14 protein-coding genes are annotated in these 19458 nt (G+C 64.9%); 8 read left to right on the top strand and 6 right to left on the bottom strand.

What is annotated here, in order from left to right:
• Positions 1-23 precede the first annotated feature (23 nt).
• The 3 genes from AC1RMD_RS13860 to AC1RMD_RS13850 all read left to right on the top strand — a co-directional run bounded on the left by AC1RMD_RS13860 (position 24) and on the right by AC1RMD_RS13850 (position 7174).
• Positions 24-1988 carry a glycoside hydrolase family 97 protein gene (locus AC1RMD_RS13860; RefSeq protein ID WP_492927191.1) on the top strand — a complete coding sequence of 655 codons (1965 nt, stop codon included), beginning with the start codon at positions 24-26 and terminating at the stop codon, positions 1986-1988.
• Between the two features lie 13 nt (positions 1989-2001).
• Positions 2002-4035 carry a glucosidase family protein gene (locus AC1RMD_RS13855; protein ID WP_492927190.1) on the top strand — a complete coding sequence of 678 codons (2034 nt, stop codon included), beginning with the start codon at positions 2002-2004 and terminating at the stop codon, positions 4033-4035.
• 124 nt (positions 4036-4159) lie between these two features.
• On the top strand, positions 4160-7174 hold the full coding sequence (locus tag AC1RMD_RS13850) for a TonB-dependent receptor (protein ID WP_492927189.1): 3015 nt from the start codon (positions 4160-4162) through the stop codon (positions 7172-7174).
• A 72-nt stretch (positions 7175-7246) separates the two neighbouring features.
• Here AC1RMD_RS13850 and AC1RMD_RS13845 read toward each other — a convergent pair whose 3' ends face one another.
• Positions 7247-7495, bottom strand: a complete 249-nt coding sequence (locus AC1RMD_RS13845; RefSeq protein WP_026335271.1) for a DUF3297 family protein — start codon at positions 7493-7495, stop codon at positions 7247-7249.
• A gap of 105 nt (positions 7496-7600) precedes the next feature.
• Here AC1RMD_RS13845 and AC1RMD_RS13840 point away from each other — a divergent pair, with 105 nt between their 5' ends.
• The 5 genes from AC1RMD_RS13840 (at position 7601) to AC1RMD_RS13820 (ending at position 13224) form a co-directional block, all read left to right on the top strand.
• The gene (locus AC1RMD_RS13840) at positions 7601-8071 is read left to right on the top strand and encodes a MarR family winged helix-turn-helix transcriptional regulator (protein ID WP_492927188.1); all 471 of its coding nucleotides are present in this window, start codon (positions 7601-7603) and stop codon (positions 8069-8071) included.
• 11 nt (positions 8072-8082) lie between these two features.
• Positions 8083-9456 carry an MFS transporter gene (locus AC1RMD_RS13835; protein ID WP_492927187.1) on the top strand — a complete coding sequence of 458 codons (1374 nt, stop codon included), beginning with the start codon at positions 8083-8085 and terminating at the stop codon, positions 9454-9456.
• Positions 9457-9468: 12 nt separating this feature from the next.
• Positions 9469-10431: a LysR substrate-binding domain-containing protein gene (locus tag AC1RMD_RS13830; protein WP_492927186.1), complete on the top strand. Its 963-nt coding sequence runs from the start codon at positions 9469-9471 to the stop codon at positions 10429-10431.
• Positions 10432-10608: 177 nt separating this feature from the next.
• Positions 10609-11901 (top strand): Glu/Leu/Phe/Val family dehydrogenase, encoded by a 1293-nt coding sequence (locus tag AC1RMD_RS13825; RefSeq protein ID WP_217943778.1) that lies wholly within the window; start codon positions 10609-10611, stop codon positions 11899-11901.
• A 90-nt stretch (positions 11902-11991) separates the two neighbouring features.
• A complete protein-coding gene (locus AC1RMD_RS13820; protein WP_492927185.1) occupies positions 11992-13224 on the top strand; it encodes a malic enzyme-like NAD(P)-binding protein in 1233 nt (410 codons plus the stop codon).
• A 119-nt stretch (positions 13225-13343) separates the two neighbouring features.
• Here the strand turns inward: AC1RMD_RS13820 and AC1RMD_RS13815 are convergent, their stop codons facing one another.
• The 5 genes from AC1RMD_RS13815 to senA form a co-directional block, all read right to left on the bottom strand.
• Positions 13344-14552 (bottom strand): hypothetical protein, encoded by a 1209-nt coding sequence (locus AC1RMD_RS13815; protein WP_492927184.1) that lies wholly within the window; start codon positions 14550-14552, stop codon positions 13344-13346.
• A 24-nt stretch (positions 14553-14576) separates the two neighbouring features.
• The gene (locus tag AC1RMD_RS13810) at positions 14577-15329 is read right to left on the bottom strand and encodes a substrate-binding periplasmic protein (RefSeq protein ID WP_492927183.1); all 753 of its coding nucleotides are present in this window, start codon (positions 15327-15329) and stop codon (positions 14577-14579) included.
• Positions 15330-15445: 116 nt separating this feature from the next.
• Positions 15446-16765, bottom strand: coding sequence for a hypothetical protein (locus tag AC1RMD_RS13805; protein WP_492927182.1), 1320 nt, complete (start codon positions 16763-16765; stop codon positions 15446-15448).
• 118 nt (positions 16766-16883) lie between these two features.
• On the bottom strand, positions 16884-18173 hold the full coding sequence (locus AC1RMD_RS13800) for a Xaa-Pro dipeptidase (protein ID WP_492927181.1): 1290 nt from the start codon (positions 18171-18173) through the stop codon (positions 16884-16886).
• A gap of 70 nt (positions 18174-18243) precedes the next feature.
• On the bottom strand, positions 18244-19446 hold the full coding sequence (gene senA / locus AC1RMD_RS13795; RefSeq protein WP_492927180.1) for a selenoneine synthase SenA: 1203 nt from the start codon (positions 19444-19446) through the stop codon (positions 18244-18246).
• Positions 19447-19458: the final 12 nt, after the last annotated feature.

Here is a 19458-nt window from a genome sequence, read left to right as displayed (position 1 = left end):
AAAACACCTATATGGAGACTGCCTTGAACCACCTATCCTTTGCGCGCCGCCTCGGCGCACTGCTCCTGATCGCGCCGCTGGCCAGCCACGCGGCCAACCTGCTGGAACTGAATTCGCCCGACCGCCAGCTGCGCGTCACCATCGACACCGACGAGCAGCTGACGCTGGCGGTCAACCACCGCGACACCCAGCTGGTGCTGCCCACCACCATCGGCCTGAAACTGAGCGGCATCGGCACGCTGGGCCAGCATCCGCGCCTGACCAGGCAACAGCGCACCAGCATCGACACCACGGTGCGCCCGGTGGTGGCGCAGAAATCGCGCCAGGTGCGCGACCACTACAACGCCCTGCGGCTGGACTTCGCCGGCGGCTACTCGCTGGAAGTGCGCGCCTACGACGAAGGCATCGCCTACCGCTTCCGCACCGAGCTGCCCGGCCAGGTGACGGTGGAGGACGAACTGGCGGGCGTCCACGTGCGGCCGCAGGACACGCTGTACTGGCCGCAGGAAAAGTCGATGCAGTCGCATAACGAGCACTATTACCAGCCGCTGGCCATCAGCGAGGCGGCCGGCAAACTGGTCGGCGTGCCGGCGCTGGTGCGCAGCGGCGGCACCCACCTGGTGCTGACCGAATCCGGCCTGCGCGACTATCCCGGCATGTACCTGCACGGCGAGGCGGACGGCCTGCGCGCCGTGTTCCCGAAAGTGGCGCTGGCCGACACCGCGCGCGACGACCGCAACGTGCCGGTGACGCAGGAAGCGCCCTACATCGCGCGCACCGCCGGCACCCGCGCCTACCCGTGGCGCATCATGGGCATCGCCGCCGACGCCGGCGGCCTGCTGCTGAACCAGATGCCCTACCTGCTGGCCGATGCCCAGGAGCTGAAGCAAACCGACTGGATCAAGCCGGGCAAGGTGGCGTGGGACTGGTACAACGGCAACCACCTGTACAACGTGCCGTTCAAGTCCGGCGTCGACACCCGCACCTATCGCCACTACATCGACTTCGCGGCGGAGAACGGCCTCGAATACATCATCATGGACGAAGGCTGGTATGAGCTGGGCGACCTGCTGGCGGTCAAGCCGGCGATCGACATGCCAGCGCTGATGGCGCATGCCAGGGAACGCGGCGTGGGCATCATCCTGTGGGTGTCATGGAAAACGCTGGACACCCAGATGAAGGCGGCGCTGGACCAGTTTGCGCGCTGGGGCGCGGCCGGCATCAAGGTCGACTTCATGCAGCGCGCCGACCAGTGGATGGTCAACTACTACGAACGCGTGGCGCGCGAAGCGGCGGCGCGCAAGCTGCTGGTGGACTTCCACGGCAATTTCAAACCCAGCGGGCTGCATCGCACCTGGCCCAACGTGCTCACCTTCGAAGGCGTGAAGGGTCTGGAGAACGACAAGTGGAGCGACAAGCAAACCCCGGAGCACGATGTCACCGTGCCCTTCATCCGCATGTTCGCAGGGCCGATGGACTACACCCCCGGCGCCATGAGCAACGCCCACCGCAAGGACTTCGTGGCCAGCTTCGACCGTCCCATGAGCCAGGGCACGCGCGCGCACCAGCTGGCGATGTACGTGATCTATGAAAGCCCCTTGCAGATGCTGGCCGACAGCCCGTCGCAATACCGCGCCAATCCATCGTCGCTGGCCTTCATCCGCCAGGTGCCGGTGGAGTGGGACGAAAGCCGCGTGCTGCACGCGGAACTGGGCCGCTACGTGGCCATGGCGCGCCGCCACGGCGATACCTGGTACGTGGGCGCCATGACCGGCGCCGATGGCCGCGAACTGGCGCTCGACCTGTCCTTCCTGGGCGAAGGCAGCTACCAGATGAGCAGCATGGAGGACGGCCCGAACGCGGCGATCTTCGCCACCGACGTGCAGGCCGGCAGCGCCGACGTGACGCGTGCCAGCCGCCTCACCATGCGCCTGGCGCCAGGCGGCGGCTGGACCGCCATCATCCGCCCAGCCACGCCTGCGAAATAAGGAGCACCACACCATGCAAAGCACATTACGCACGCGCACGACCACCATGGCCGCCGCCCTGGCCACCGCGCTATTTGCGGCCAGCCTCGCGCAAGCCGCGCCGCCAGCCTTTACGCCGCGCTGGCAGATCGACGGCAACGCGATCCGCTGGCAAGTCGGCGACACCCATCGCGATCAACTGGAGATGAGCGGCCGCCAGGTATCGGCGGTGATCGACTACGGCAGCCAGGCCGACGGCACGCTGCTGCTGACACGCACCGTGGTGTGGCCGATGCTGCGCACCATCCCGGACGACACGCACGCCAGCCTGATACGCAAGTTCGGCCCCGAGGCCACGCCCGCCATCACGATCGACGGCGTGCCGGCCGCCGCCGAGCATCTGCAGCAAGTGCGCTTCGACGGTCGCCTAAGCCTGCAATCCCGGCTGGCGCCTGGCCTGCTGCTGACCCGCACGCTGACGCCGTCGCCGGACGAGCCGGCGCTGGTGGAGCGGCTGGAACTGGTCAACCACGGCAAGACAGCGCGCCGCTACAGCTTCGCGGCGCTGGACAACAGCGAGACCACGCCCGCCGACCGCGGCACCCATGGCGCCTACGTGATCGCGGTGCAGTCGCAGGCGCGCGAAGGCACGCTGGCGCCGGGCGCGCGCGTGCTCGTGGACGTGATCGTCAGCGGCCGCCTGCAAAACGAAATGGTGTACGTGGACGGCGAGGAAGCCTTGCAGGCGCGCGCCCGCAAGGTGGCGCAGTGGCGCGGCGACCTGGTGCTGGAAACGCCGGACCCGGTGCTCGACGCCATGTTCGCCTTCTCCAAAGTGCGCGCCGCCGAAAGCGTGTTCGCCACCCGCGGCGGCCTGCTGCACGGACCGGGCGGCACCCGCTACTACGCCGCCGTCTGGGCCAACGACCAGGCAGAATACGTCAATCCCTTCTTCCCCTACCTGGGCGACCGCGCCGCCGTGCAGAGCGCGCTCACCAGCTTCGGCCTGTTCGCGCGCTACATGAATCCGGAATACAAGCCGCTGCCCTCCTCCATCATCGCCGAGGGACGCGGCTACTGGAACGGCGCCGGCGACCGTGGCGACTGCGCCATGATTTCCTATGGCGCCAGCCAGTTCGCACTGGCGCAGGGCGACGCCGGCACCGCGCGCCAGCTGCTGCCCTTGATCGACTGGTGCCTGGAATTCACCCGCCGCCAGCGCGACGCCGACGGCATCGTCCATTCCGACAGCGATGAGCTGGAGGGCCGCTTCCCGGCCGGCAAAGCCAACCTGTCGACCAACGTGCTGGCCTACGGCGGCCTGACCGGCGCCGCGCGCCTGAACGCGGCGCTGGGCGACCAGCCGCGCGCCGCCGCGCTCCAGCAGGAGGCGCAGAACCAGCGTGCCGCCATCGAACGCTACTTCGGCGCCAGCATCGGCGGCTACGACACCTACCGCTACTACGCCGGCAACGACAAGCTGCGCGCGTGGATCGCGCTGCCGCTGGCGTTCGGCATCACGGAACGCCAGCGCGGCACCATCGATGCGTTGCTGTCGCCGCAGTTGTGGTCTGAAAACGGCGTGCTGACCGAAGCCGGCGACAAGACCTTCTGGGACCGCGCCACGTTGTACACGCTGCGCGGCCTGCTGAAGGCGGGCGAACTGGAACGCAGCATGCCCTACCTGCGCTACTACTCCGGCCGCCGCCTGCTGGGCGAGCACGTGCCGTATGCGGTGGAGGCGTGGCCGGAAGGCCAGCAACGCCACCTGTCGGCGGAAAGCGGCCTGTATGCGCGGGTGATGACGGAAGGCCTGTTCGGCATCGAGGCGACCGGCTTGCGCAGCTTCAGTTTCGCGCCGCGTTTGCCCAAGGGCTGGCCGCGCATGGCCTTGCGGCGCATACGCGCGTTCGGTGCGGGCGACCAGGGCGAAGGCCTCGACCTGGTGACCACGCGACTGCGACCGGGCCAGCAAGCGCAACGCGTGCTGGTGCGCCTGAACGGCAAGACCGTGCTGGATCGGGCGTGGGATGGCAAGGCGCCGTTGCAGGTCACGCTTCCAAATTAATGCATATCGTTTTCAGCAATGGTAGTGGCTAAACATTCATTAGATTGCAATCCCCGCCTTGCCTAGTATGTCTCCATCGGCTGCCTGCGGCAGCCGATCATCATAATAACGATCAGGAGACATCATGAAGAAATCCACCCAGCGCACCCGGATGACACTCGTCGCCCACGCCCTCGCACTGGCATTCGGCGGCGCCCTTTTGTCAGGCGGATTGGTCGCACCAGCCTACGCGCAATCGAACGCCACCGGCACCATCTTCGGCCAGATAGCCAACGCAAAGGGAGCCAGCGTGGTGCTGGAGAACACGGCCACCGGCGCGCGCCGCACCGTCTATCCCGACGCCAGCGGACGCTATCAGGCCACCTCCATGCAGCCCGGTATCTACAAGGTCATGCTGATGCGCGGCGATGAAGTCGAACGCACGCTGGAAGTGGAAGCCTTGATCGGCCAAGGTGTCGACGCCTCGTTCGACAGCGTGCAGGCGGTCACCGTCACCGGCCGCCGCCGCAGCATCGACGTCAGCAACACCAACAACGGCGCCGTGTTCACCGCGCGCGAACTGGCGGCGCTGCCGGTGGCGCAAAGCCTGTCGGGCATCATCCAGCTGGCGCCCGGCACCTCGCGCGGCAATCCGCGCATCGGCGGCGACAGCTTCGGCGGCGCCGGCGTGTCGGAGAACTCGTACTACATCAACGGCTTCCCGGTCACCAATGTGTACAAGCAGATCGGCTCGACCACGCTGCCGTTCTTCGCCATCGCCCAAGCGCAGATCCTGCAAGGCGGCTACAGCGCCGAATTCGGCCGCTCCACCGGCGGCGTGGTCAACATCACCACCAAGAGCGGCACCAACCACTGGGATGCCGGCGCGGTGTTGCAGTACACGCCCAACTGGCTGCGCGCCAAACCGGAGGACACCTACTATCCGCAGACCGGCGTCAACCCCGCCACCGACGGCAAGCTGCTGACCTATCGCGGCGCCAACAACGCCACCGACGTTTTCGGCAGCGTCTATGTCGGCGGGCCGCTGATCAAGGACAAGCTGTTCATGTTCGCCAACCTGGAACAGGACCGCTTCAGCACCGGCTACATCAGCAAGGATTCCGATTCGGTCAACAAGACCAACGGCTGGACCGAGCGCGAGACCCGCACGCCGCGCTACATGCTCAAGCTGGACTACAACATCAACGACAACCACCGTCTCGAATTCACCCAGATCCACGACGAGAACAAGAAGACCCAGCAGAACTACGGCTTCAGCTACGCCACGCTACAGCGCAACAACACGCGCGCCAGCGGCGTGACGGGCGACGGCGCCATCACCAACGACTCGATCCTGAAATACACCGGCTACCTGACCGACCGCCTGACCGTGACCGCGCTGGCCGGCCGTTTCAAATCGACCTATCCGCAAAGCCAGGAAGGCTATGTGCCGGGTGTGTACCAGATCATCGCCCAGGCGAGCGCGCAGGTGCCGGGGCTGACCTACAACAACCCGCAGCCGATAGGCGGCACCATCCAGGTGGCCAACGCGGAAGACAAGCAATCCACGCTGCGGCTGGACGTCGAGTACAAGCTGGGCGACCATGCGCTACGCGCCGGTCTCGACCGCAACGACGTTTCGTCGATCAACGGTTCCTCGCTGGCCGGTGGCGGCAGCTGGACTTACTTCCGCGCGTCCGATCCGAATGCAAAGGTGCCGGGCGGCCGTTCGCCGGCATCCGGCGGCGGCTACGGCGCCCAGGGCTACTATGTGAACGAATACCACCAGAGCGACTCGGCCTCGCCGCAGACCGACCAGAGCGCGCAATACATTCAGGATCGCTGGCAGATCACCAACACGCTGCTGCTGGACCTGGGACTGCGCAACGAACAGTTCACCAACAAGAACAGCTTCGGCGTGCCGTATGCCGAGCAGCGCCACATGCTGGCGCCGCGCCTGGGGGCGTCGTGGGACGTGCGCGGCGACAGCAGCATGAAGCTGTTCGCCAACGCCGGCCGCTACCACCTGCAGATTCCGACCAGCGTGGCAATGCGCCTGGCCGGCAATCCGGTGCACATCGACCACTACTTCACCTACACCGGCGTCGATCCCAAGACCGGCGTGCCGACCGGCCTGACCGAAATCAGCCCGCAGGTCTCGGGCGGCAACGAGTGGGGCCAGGCCAAGGATCCGCACCAGGTGGCGGCCAGCAGTCTGGGCGCCACCTACCAGGATGAACTGGCGCTGGGCATCGAGGCGGCGCTGACGCCGGCCTACACGGCCGGCGCCAAGTTCACCTACCGCACGCTGCGCAGCACCATCGAGGACTGGTGCGACCAGCGACCGGTGGATGCCTGGGCCAAGCGCAACAAGATCGACGCCAGCAAATACCGGATGCCGTGCCTGCTGATCAATCCGGGCCGCGACAACACCCTGGAGCTGGACCTGCGTGGCGACGGCAAGCTGGTGACCATCCCGCTGACGGCCGACGACATCGGCCTGCCGAAAGTGGAGCGCATCTACACGGCGCTGGACTTCTTCCTTGAGCATCCGCTGCGCGATGGCTGGTACGGCAAGGTCAATTACACGCTGTCGCGCAGCCGCGGCAATATGGAAGGCCAGGTGGCGTCCGACATCGGCCAGGCCGACCTGGCCGCCACCACCGCCTTCGACTATCCGGAGCTGATGACCGGCGCCAACGGCCTGCTGCCCAACAACCACACGCAGGTGCTGAAGGCGTATGGCTACTATGAGCTGACCCCGGAATGGCGCGTAGGCGGCAACCTCAACATCGCCACCGGCGCACCGAAGTCCTGCATCGGCAACCTGCCCAAGGCGCTCGACGTCAACAACAACCCGGCCGGCTGGTACGGTTCCGCCACCTTCTATTGCGACGAGAAGCTGGCGCCGCGCGGCAGCGCCGGCACCCTGCCGACCGATGTGCGGCTGGCGCTGAACGTCACCTACATGCCGCGCTGGCTCAAGGGCCTGAGCTTGAAGGCGGACGTGTTCAACCTGCTGAACCAGCAGACCGACCTGGCCACGCAGCCTGGCTACAACTCGGGTCCGGGCACGGTCAGCGGGTACTACAACCAGGTGCTGGGACGCGCCCCGGAACGCCAGATGCGCTTCACCGCGGAGTACAACCACCGCTTCTGATCGCTCCAGCAAAAAAAAACCACCTGTGCTGAACTCGTTCAGGCAGGTGGTTTTTTTATTGCATCGGTTGGATTAACGATAGAAGGCTTCGACTTTGCCCTTGAGCTTGATCAGCATCGGGTTACCGAAGCGATCCAGGCTCTTGCCGGCCGGGACCTTGATCCAGCCTTCGCTGATGCAGTACTCATCAACGTCCAGGCGTTCTTTATCGTTAAAACGGATGCCCACATCGTGTTCGAACACGGCGGCAACGTGGAATTTGCTGCGCGGATCAATCGACAGACGATCCGGCAATGGAGGGAGTTGGGTAGTATCGTTCATCCCGCAATTATATCAGCTGATAAAAAAGGCTTGCTTCCTCAATTGGTTGAGATATACTTGTTTACTCAAGCATTAATCAAGAATTAATTGACAACGGAGCACAGTATGAACGAAATTATTGACAACACCCCGGCCGACATCAGTCCCAGCCTGGAATTTGCGCTGCGGCTGGCGCGCGCACAGGCGGCGCTGGTGCGCCGGCTCGACCAGGTGCTGGGCGGCTACCACGGCATCAGCTTCGGCGACTTCATGCTGCTGCACTACCTGAACCGCGCGCCCGGCGGCCGCCTGCGCCGGGTCGACCTGGCCGAACGCCAGGGCCTGACCGCATCCGGCGTCACCCGCACCCTGCTGCCGCTGGAGAAAATCGGCCTGGTCGAACGCCAGCAGGATCCGCGCGACGCCCGCGTGGCCTACGCCGCCATCACCGACACCGGCCGCGAACTGCTGAACAACGCCGTCGTGGTGGCGGAGCAGATCAGCAAAGACCTGCTGCGCAACTGCCCCACCGCGCATTTCGATGAACTGAGCACCGCGCTCGGCCTGATCGCCGGCATGAACGCCACCAACTCCTGAGAGACGCCGTCATGGACGACCCGAAAAAACTGCAACGCGCGGCATTGAAGCGCGACCCCAACTTCAAATGGCTGCTGCGCGGCAGCGTGATCTCCATGCTGGGCGACCAGCTGTCCATGATCGCCCTGCCCTGGCTGGTGCTCAAGCTCACCGGCGACACGCTGGCGCTGGGCTTCGTCATCGCGCTGATGAGCATACCGCGCGCGGTCTTCATCCTGATCGGCGGCGCCGTGGTGGACCGCTACTCGCCCAAGCGCGTCCTCATGCTGAGCAAGTACGCCAACGCCGTGCTGCTTGGCCTGTTGACCTTGCTGGTGCTGCACAACCAGCCGACGCTGACGTTCTCGCTGAGCGATACGCTGTCGCTGACCATCGACCTGAACGCCCACCTGACGCTGATGATCATCTACGTGCTGGCCTTCGGCATCGGCCTGGCGCAAGCCTTCGGCATCCCGTCCGGCACCTCCATCATGCCGCAGGCGATCGCCGCCGAGCATCTGCAAGCGGCCAACGGCGTGTTGATGGGATTGCGCCAGGTGTCGATGCTGATCGGCCCACTGATGGCGGCCGGCCTGCTGGCCATTTTCGGCGACAGGGGCGACAGCGGCGGCATGGTGGCCGATGCGCGCGGCCTGGCGTTTGCCTTTGGCTTCGACTGCCTCAGTTTCCTGGTCTCGGCCTGGACCCTGTCCAAGGTCGGTCCGATGCCGACAGCGGCGCCGGCCCAGGCCGAAGCCCCGCAATCGGTGCTGCGCTCCGTCGGCGCCGGACTGATGATGGTGTGGAACGACGTGCCGCTGCGCCTGTGCTTCATCTACTGGGGCACGGTATCGCTGTTCATCGGCGGCTCGATGCAGGTGGCGATCCCGGTGCTGGCCAGCGAGAAGCTGCACGGCGCCTCCGCCCTCGGCATCCTGATGGGCGCCAATGGCGCCGGCATGCTGTTCGGGATGGCCGGCGCCGCGGTGCTGGGCGCGCGCCTGCGCTTCGCCAGCTTCGGTACCATCCTGCTGGCGGCGGACGCCATCGCCGGCTTCCTGGTGATGCCGCTCGGCGCCGTGCAAGCCCCGTGGCAGGCCTGCGCGCTGATGCTGGCGCTCGGCCTGCTGTCCGGCTACATGCAGATCAACGTCTTCACCTGGATCCAGCGCCGCGTGCCGCCGCACATGATGGGCCGCGCCATGAGCATCTTCATGTTCATCTTCATGGGACTGGCGCCGTTGTCGGCCGCCGTCACCGGCTGGGTGCTGACGAAGATCTCGCTGTCGCAATTGTTCCTCGGCGGTGGCATCATACTGGTGGTGTTCGCGGCACTGGCGTATCTGCTCACGCCTATCCGCAGCATCAGTGCCGACAACAACGCCAACACCCCGCAACCGCAGTAAAAGGAAACGTGCATGGAAACCAAATGGCTGGAAGACTTCATCTCGCTGGTCGAGACCAATAATTTCAGCCGCTCGGCGGCGCTGCGGCACGTGACGCAGCCCGCCTTCTCGCGCCGCATCCAGTCGCTGGAAAACTGGCTGGGCACGGACCTGATCGACCGCACCTCATATCCCACCAGCCTGACGCCGGCCGGCATCGTGTTCTACGAGCAGGCGCTGGAGATGCTGGCGCAGATCAACGGCGCGCGCGACATGCTGCGCTCCAAGCGGGCCGCCGCGCAGACCAGCATCGACCTGGCGGTGCCGCACACGCTGTCGCTGACCTTCGTGCCGAAATGGATGACCGCATTGGAACAGGACTTCGCGCCGATCAGCAGCCGCCTGATGGCGCTCAACGTGCACGACGCGGTGATGCAGCTGGTCGAAGGCGGCTGCGACCTGCTGCTGTGCTATCACCATCCGCGCCAGCCGGTGCAGCTCGATCCGGGCCGCTACGACATGCTGGTGATGGGCCGCGAATCGCTGCGCGCCTACGCCCGCTGCGACAAGAACAAGGCGCCGGAATTCACACTGCCCGGCACCAAGAAGGAGCCGCTGCCGTTTTTATCGTACACCAACAACGCCTACCTGGGCCGCATGGTGGAGCTGATCCTGACCGACGCCAAGACCCCGCTGCACCTGGACCCGCACTACGAAACCGACATGGCCGAAGGCCTGAAGATGATGGCGCTGGAAGGCCGCGGCGTGGCCTTCCTGCCCGAATCGGCGGTCACGCGGGAGCTCAAGCAAAAGCAGCTGGCGCGCGCCGACGGCGGCGCCTCGGAATGGGAAATCGAAATGGAAATCCGCCTGTACCGCGAGCGCCCGTCGGCACACCGGCGCGGCAAGGCCATCGTCGAACGGCTGTGGGAATTCCTCGAACAGCAGCAGAAAGACAGCGGCCGCAAACGCCGCGTCACCGTCTCCGAAAGATAGGGCCAGTTTGCGGCGAATTAACGCCACGATTAACGCCACTTGCATAACTATGCATTTTTTGCATAGCCAAATGCGCATACAGCATTGGCCCGTTTTCAATCTCCCATCCTATGATTCGCTCCACTTGAAGAGCGCCACGAGCGGACTTCAGCCACGAATTCAAACGGAGACTTGAGCATGACCACTGTACAAGCACACGCACTGCCTTCCTACCTCAATCCAGAAGACCTGGGCCCTTGGGGCGTCTACCTGCAGCAGATCGACCGCGTCACCCCGCACCTGGGCAGCCTGTCGCGCTGGGTCGAAACGCTGAAGCGCCCGAAGCGCATCCTGACCGTCGACGTGCCGATCGAGCGCGATGACGGTTCGATCGCCCACTACGAAGGCTACCGCGTCCAGCACAATATGTCGCGTGGTCCAGGCAAGGGCGGCGTGCGCTTCCACCAGGACGTGACCCTGTCCGAAGTGATGGCCCTGTCGGCATGGATGACCGTGAAAAACGCGGCGGTGAACGTGCCATACGGCGGCGCCAAAGGCGGCATCCGTGTCGATCCGAAGACCCTGTCCCGCAACGAACTGCAGCGCCTGACCCGCCGCTACACCAGCGAAATCTCGCTGATCATCGGACCAAACAAGGACATCCCGGCGCCGGACGTCAACACCAACGAACAGGTGATGGCATGGATGATGGACTCCTACGCCATGATCGAAGGTAACCTGTCGACCGGCGTCGTCACCGGCAAGCCGATCTCGCTGGGCGGCTCGCTGGGCCGCCGCGAAGCGACCGGCCGCGGCGTGTTCGTGGTGGGCCGTGAGGCCGCCGCCAAGCGCGGCGTGGCGATCGAAGGCGCTCGTGTGGCGATCCAGGGTTTCGGTAACGTCGGCGGCGTGGCAGCGACCATGTTCGCGGAAGCCGGCTCCAAGATCATCGCCGTGCAGGATCACACCGGCACCGTCGTCAACCAGGGCGGCCTGGATGTGGCACGTCTGCACCTGCACGTCGCCGAATGCGGCAGCGTGACCGGTTTCCCCGGCGCCGAAGCCTTCCTGGACCGCGACGCGTTCTGGGGCATCGAATCGGACATCCTGATTCCGGCCGCGCTGGAACAGCAGATCACCGCCGCCAACGCGCCGACCATCCGCACCAAGATCATCCTGGAAGGCGCCAACGGCCCGACCACCCCGGAAGCGGACGACATCCTGACCGACAAGGACGTGCTGATCGTGCCGGACGTGCTGGCCAACGCCGGCGGCGTGACCGTGTCGTACTTCGAATGGGTGCAGGATTTCTCCAGCTTCTTCTGGAGCGAGGACGAGATCAACGCCCGCCTGACCCGCATCATGCAGGACGCCTTCAACGCCGTATGGTCGGTATCGCAGGACAAGAAGGTCACGCTGCGCACCGCCACCTTCATCCTGGCGTGCACCCGTGTGCTGCAAGCGCGCGAAGTACGCGGCCTGTATCCATGATCCACTAATCCCCAGCAGTTTGCGCCTGCACCGGCTTCGGCCCGTGCGGGCGTTTTTCGCATTCAGAGCCAATAAAATAACGAGGACACCATGAGCACCATCGAACAAAAAGCGCTGGCTTACCACCGCGCCGGCAGCGCCGGCAAGATCGCCATCGAAGTGACCAAGAGCGTCGCCACCCAGGAAGACCTGGCGCTGGCGTACTCGCCAGGCGTGGCCGCGCCATGCGTGGAAATCCAGCGCGATCCGGCCAAGGCCTACGAGTACACGGCCAAGGGCAACCTGGTCGGCGTGATCACCAACGGCACGGCGGTGCTCGGCCTCGGCAACATCGGCGCGTTGGCCGGCAAGCCTGTCATGGAAGGCAAAGTGGTGCTGTTCAAGAAATTCGCCGGCATCGACGCCTTCGACATCGAGATCGACGAAACCGACCCCGACAAGCTGATCGACATCGTCGCCGCGCTGCATCCGACCTTCGGCGGCATCAACCTGGAAGACATCAAGGCGCCGGAATGCTTCTACATCGAGCGCAAGCTGCGCGAGCGCCTGTCGATCCCGGTGTTCCATGACGACCAGCACGGCACCGCCATCGTGGTCGGCGCCGGCATGCTGAACGCGATCGAAATGACCGGCCGCGACATCTCCACCGTGAAGATCGTCTGCTCCGGCGCCGGCGCCGCCGCCATCGCTTGCCTGGAACTGCTGGTGGACCTGGGCGCGGAACGCAAGAACATCTTCGTCTGCGACAGCAAAGGCGTGCTGACCACCGCGCGCAACCTGGACGGCGAAAAAGCCGCCTGGGCGCAGGACACCAGCGCCAGCAAGCTGTCCGACGTGATGGACGGCGCGGATGTGTTCCTCGGCGTGTCCGGTCCCGGCGTGTTGTCGCCGCTGGATATCGAACGCATGAAGCCGCAGCCTATCGTCTTCACGCTGGCCAATCCGGAGCCTGAGCTGCGTCCGGAACTGGTGCGCGAAGTGGCGCCGGACGCCATCATCGCCACCGGCCGTTCGGACTATCCGAACCAGATCAACAACGCGCTGTGCTTCCCTTACCTGTTCCGCGCGGCGCTGGACTGCGGCGCCTCGACCATCAACCAGGAAATGAAGCGCGCCTGCGTGGTGGCGCTGGCCGACATGGCCCGCAGCGACGCCCGCTTCGGCAAGGACTACGTGGTGCCAGGCCTGCTGGACCCGCGCCTGCTGAGCGGCGTCACGCCGAAGATCGCCACCGCCGCATGGCGCAGCGGCGTCGCCCGCAAGGAGTTGATCGAGCTGGAATACGCCGACGACCTGCGCGACCTGGCTGAATCGCTGATCTAAGAATACGGAGCTTGCCCGAACGCGCCATCACCCGGAATTCGCTGGCATAGGAATAGCCAAGGGTGCTGGCGCCGCCGCCGCGCGCGTCATTCCATCGCCATGGGCTGTCATCCCTAAAACTAGAAATAGTACCCGGCCTGCAGATTGACCCGGTGGGTGACGCCGTCGTACCTGGTCGAGGTCGAACCGAGGCCACCAAAATCCGGCCCCATATACGGCTGGTGCCTGCCCGCCATGAAGTCGGCGTAGAAGTACCATTTCCCGGCGGCGAAGCTCAGCCCGGTCACATTCTGCTGCGCGTCCTTGTAATTGCCGACGCGCTTGGTCAGCATGCTGTAGTCATTGTAGATCTTAAACCCGGTGAACGGACCGATCGTCCATGGCAGGTCATAGCTGATGTTGGCAACAAAGATATCGCCCTTGGCCGCCATCGGATACGGATAACCGAATGCGCCCAGCATCACGAAGCTGTTCGGGTCCAGGCCACCGTAGGTCTGGGTCGGCGCGTGCCGGGTATGGTAGCTGTAGCGCAGCGCTTCCAGCATCACGCCCACCGGACCGAAAGCGCCCTTGTAGTGGACGGCGACCGCGTTGCGGCGGGAGTTGTCGCCGGCGCCGTTGCGTATCTCGCCGGTCAGGCCGGACAGGCCGAGCTCCTGTTTTTCGCCGGCGCCAAAATGCCACGCGGCGCGCGCCACCAGCGTATTGCGCTCGCTATCCTTTTGGCCAGTGGCGTAACCCTGGGCGTTGTCGTCCGCGACGATGTTGAACGAATAACGATTCGACGCCCCGGCCGTATTGGAACTGCCGCCATACGATCCGCCATCGCGCGGATAGAAACCGAGCTGCCATTCCAGCGGACCAGGCTTGCTGGCGTAGGTCACGCCCAAGTCATACATGTCTTCAAAGCCGGTGTAGAACGCGATCGACTCGTAGAAATTATTGGAGGCAAACGGCAGCAGCCCAAACGGGATTTTATCCAGCCCGACATGCACGCTGCTCTTGTCGGCAAAGCGCATGCCTATCCAGCCATGATGCAGGAAATGCTCGGCGTAGTCGCCCTGCCCCAGCGGGAAATCGTTGTAGCGATATTGGCCGGAACCGATCCACTTGCCATCATCGTAGTTGACGTCCAGACGCGCAGTGTCCAGCCCGAAGAAGCCGTGCGGATGGTCGGCCTGCCAATTCTTGTAGACGTAGTTAAATCGTATCGCGCCGCCGATGCTGAAGGGCGAAGCTGGCGCTTCCCCGGCTCGCGCCGCACCACAAACCAGTGCCGTCGCGCACAGCGCACCGCCCCAAAAAACCCTGGTCAAATTCAGATACATGATTTCCCCTTGAATTGGCGCGCACTATCTGGCGCCCGCTTCCAGGCGTTTCAGGTAAGCCGCCTCCAGGCCGGCGGCGTCTACTTTTTTCAGTTCGGCGTCAAAAGCCTCCTGCAGCGCCTTGCCGGCGGGAGAACGGCGGAAGCAAACATGCAATGTATTTTCAGTCAACAAGCGGTCGCTGAACATCACGCTGTCCTTGACGCCGGTGTGCATGGTCAGGTACCGCAGCACCAGCTTGTCGACGACGATGCCGGGGACTTTCTTGCCCACCAGCTTACGAACGTTATTCGTATCGCTGCTGCCCACATCCACCGCCTGCCTGCCCTGCTTCACGGCGGCGTCGAACTCGGCGCTGTTGGCATAGCCCTCCACCACCCCGATCTTGAACGCCGCCAGATCGCTGGTTTTTTTCCAGAGCACTGGCGTGTCTTTCAGATAGCCGATACCTGTTTCACTCTTTCCTATCGGCTGCGACAAGTAGCATTTGGTCTCCGATCTTTCAGCCGTGTAATACACGGGGAAGTATCCGGCATATTCGGGGTCGGATTCGCCTTTGGCGACCGTATCCTTCCACTCGAAATACCTGACCTTGATGCTGTTGCCCAGCCGCTTTTCGACTTCCGCGACGACGCTGCTGGACAAACCATCGCCGGGCAGGGTCGCCCCGCTAAAAGGCATCCACTCCAGGCTAGCCAGCTGTATGGTTTTTGCCGGCTCCGCGGCGCCCGCATGCAGCGAAACTGCGATAGCTGATAAAGCAATGATTTTTTTCATTCCCCGCCCCCGGCGACGTTGACGGTTCAAGGTACTTTGCGGCTGCGGGTTTGGCAAGCTCGAATGCCTTGTTGGCCAGCATGTGTTAAATAATGGCAACAAGACGGTAGATCGGCTCAATTGCGGGTGATGCGCGCCGTCTCCAGGTGGTTCTCGTCGCCGAACAGCAGCGTGGCGTGATCGGCAAACAGCATTTGCCGCATCACCGGATAGCTGCCCAGCACCGAGCCGGTGCCGCTCATCTTGATGCGGAAGATCAGCTCCTTCTGCGCCGACAGGGCCGCCGTGCCGACGCCGTAGTCGGCCAGCACCATCACATCGGCCACCGGTTCACCGGGGCTGTAGGCGCCGACCGTCACATCGGCCAGCAGCAGGCGGCCCTTGTACACGCGCGCGTCCACCTCGGCCATCCGCCCGTTGCCCCCCCAGCGGCTGGACAAGGTTTCCTTTGCAAGGTCGATGCGGCCGGTGGGCAGTACCGCGACGCCGTTGTTGTCGATCGCCACGCCCATCACGCCACCTGGACTGGTCAGCGTGACCTTGCCGTTCCACAGTACGCCCAGTTTGCCGCTGGTGTCGAGCGCGATAGGATGTGGCTGCGCGCCGCCGGTGCCCAGCGAACGCAGGATAGGCGCGCCCAGTCCTTTCGGCCACATCGCCACCATCGCGCCGCCGCCCTCCATCCACGCGGCCAGCACCGCGCCGCCCGACGCCGCGATGTGCGGATGCTCGGCCGCCGTCGAAATCTGGAGCGGAGGCGTCAACTGCCGGCCGTTGAAATCGAACTTGCACAGCTTGAGCTGGTACTTCGTCTTCTCGGTGATCGGCAGCAGCGAGAACGTGGTGACCAGCCAGAAGCCATTGCCGTCCACCGCCCCGCTGCTTTCCGCCGACGCCAGCTCGGTGGTGGATGTGGCGGCGACGGCTGGATACAGTTCCAGCGGCGCGCCGACCAGCTTCGCCTGCGCATCGAAGTGCAGCAGCCTGGTGCCGGGACCCGATTGCACCATGACGAAGCCGTCCGGTGAAGGCAGCATCTGCCACTCGCCGGTGTAGCCGGCGGCCAAGGTGAAGCCGTAGTCGATGCTGGAAACCAGCGTGCCGTTCTGGTCCAGCACACTCAAGCGCGTGCGCGGGTGCACCTGGTTGCCTTTGACGGTGATGCTGGAATCGGAGAGGGAGCGCACCACGATATGGTCGCCGACCACCATCGCGTCGCCCATGCCGGCCAGTGCTGCGCCGCCTGGCAATCTGACCGCCTGCGCCACCCCGGCGATGGCGATGGCGCCGGTGGTGTCCGGCGTGGTGCCGGTAACGGTGGTGGCGGCGGTGGCGTCCGCGGCGGGGCTGGAAGAACCGGAGCCGCCGCCGCAGGCGTTCAAGGCGGCGGCCAGTGTCAACAGGGCCAGGTGGCGGGGTAAGGCTTGAATACTCATACTGGCTCGCAGTGCACGGTCTGAAAGCGAAAAGTATATAGAAAACCTATCCCTTTCCTTTACCATCCACGCCACAACGGCATGGCCCCGCGAGCCAGCGGGATGACCCGGCGGGCCTTTATTTTCTAATGACTTCGCCGCCCTTCATGACGAAGGTCACCTTGGTCAGTTCCGTCGCGTTCTCGGCCGGGTCGCCCTTGACGGCGATGATGTCGGCGAACTTGCCGACGGCGAGGGAACCGACGCGGTCCTTCCAGCCCAGCAGGTCGGCCGCGTTGATGGTGGCCGCCTGGATCGCCTGCATCGACGTCATGCCGTACTTGACCATGTAGGCGAACTGCCTGGCGTTGTCGCCGTGCGGATAAACGCCGGAGTCGGAGCCGAAGGCCATCCTGGCGCCGCCGTTGAAGGCCTTGCGGAAGTTGTCGCGCTGGAGCTGGCCGATCACCTTTTCCTTGGCGATCGATTCCGGCAGCATGCCGGCCTTCTCGCCCTCCTGCAGGATGAAGTCGTCGTTGTAGATGTCCATCACCAGATAGGTGCCCTTCTCGCGCGCCAGCTTGATGCCCTCGTCGTCGATCAGGCTCGCGTGCTCGATCGAATCGACGCCGGCCAGGATCGCATCGCGGATGCTGCTGGTGCCGTGCGCGTGCGCGGCCACCTTGCGGCCCAGCTTATGCGCCTCGCCGACGATGGCCTGCATTTCTTCCAGCGTGTACTGCTGCGCGCCCGGCTCGTCGCCCTTGGACAGCACGCCGCCCGATGCACAGATCTTGATCACGTCGGCGCCGTACTTGGCCATCTCGCGCACCTTGGCGCGCACCTCCCACGGGCCGTCGGCCACGCCGCGGCTGGTGAATTTCATATCGGGCGGCAGCAGGTTTTCGTCGCAATGGCCGCCCTGGATGCCGATGGCGTAACCGGCGGTGCGCATGCGCGGGCCGATGAAATCGCCGTCGTTGATGGCGTCGCGCAGGGCCACGTCGCCGAAGCCGCCGGCGCCGACGTTGCGCACGGTGGTGAAGCCCGCCTCCAGCGTCTTGCGCGCGGCACGCACGCCGTACAGCGCCGCGCGGGTGTCGGACACGCCCAGCGCGTTGTAGCCGCCCAGGTAAGGGTCGCCGGTCAAATGGGTATGCATGTCGATCAGGCCTGGCAGCACCGTCTGCGACGACAGGTCGATCAACTGCGCGCCGGCCGGCACTTTGGCCGAGGCGCTCGGGCCGACCGAGGTAATGCGCTCGCCGGTGATGATAATGGTCTGGTCCTTGAGCACCGTGCCGGCGACCACGTCGACCAGCTTACCGGCGCGTATCGCCACCACTTTGGCGCCGTCGGCGAACGACGGCGCGGCCGCGCCCAGGGCGCCGAGGACGGCGGCGGACATCAGGAGATGCTTGAGTTTCATTGGGGGCGCCTTTTTCTTCGAAAAGAAAAGAATAGCAGAGCGCATGCAAAAAAGCGTTCTTATTGTTGAACTATCCGGGCCAAGCGCAGGTGCGGAATCCAGCATAGAAATCGTCGCGTTCGGGCAGGAAGAAATTGCGGAAGTGGGCCGAGTCGAACCGCAGCGGCGTCGCGAACGAGGCGCCGCGCAAGGTCTGGTGCGTGGTGAACCACGGCTCGGAATACTCGCGATAACGGTCGGCCTTGAAGCCGGAGTAAGGCTCGAACGGCGACGCCGTCCACTCCCACAGCTGCCCCCAGCGGAACGCCGGATGGCCTGACAAGGCGGCATACTCCCATTCCGCCTCGGTCGGCAGGCGACGCACGGCCCAGGCGCAGTAAGCCTGCGCCTCATACAGGTTCACATGCCGCACCGGCTCGGCGCCGGCCAGCGTGGTTGGCTGGCCGAAGCGCACGGTGCGCCACTGGGCGCCGTCACGCTGCCAATAGCGCGGCGCCGAACGCTCCTGGCGCATCAGCCACTCGGCGCCGGCGCTGCTCCAGAACTGGCGGTTGTCGTAGCCGCCATCGGTGACGAAATCGGCATACTGCGCATTGGTCACCAGGGTGCTGTCGATGGTGAACGCCGCCACGCGGAAGCTGTGCGCCTCGCGTTCATTATCGAACACGAAGCCCTGCCCCTCGGCGCTGCCCAGCTGGATGCCCCCGCCGGGGAAGCCGATCTCCGACGGCGCGAACAGCGGCTGCTCGTTGTGCGCGGCCTGCGCCGGCGCGGTCAGGCCCAGGGTTTGCAAGGTGTAGAGCAGCGCTTCGCCGTGCATGTCCTCGTGCGCCAGCGCCAGCCGGTAGGGATACAACGCCGCGTCGTCGTTCGGCTCGCGCGACAGTTTGTCGAGCACGCGGTCCAGCACTTCGCGGCAGTAGGTCTTCAGCGCGCCGGTGCTGGGCAGGTCCAGCGTCCAGCGGGCGCGGTGCGGCACCGTCGCCGAATCGAACCAGTCGTCGCCTTTGCTCAGCAGGCAGTTGCCGTTGGCGTCGGCCGGATGGCTGGAGGCTGCCTCGCGCAGGATGAACCATTCGGCGAACCAGGCGATGTGCCCCAGTTCCCACAAGGGCGGATTGACGATGCGCAGTTGCGGCACCCGCGTCGACACATCCATGCCGGCGGCGGCGAAGCAATCGAACAGCGACAGCGTATAATCCCGCGCATGCCGCAGCGCCAGCGCCAGTTGTTGTGGCGAGGCGTTCCTGAACGAAGTTGGGCTTGATATCATGAGCCGATTGTA

The organism is Duganella sp. GW822-FHT06D06, from assembly GCF_058799615.1.
This window is presented reverse-complemented; position numbering and strand designations above follow the sequence as displayed.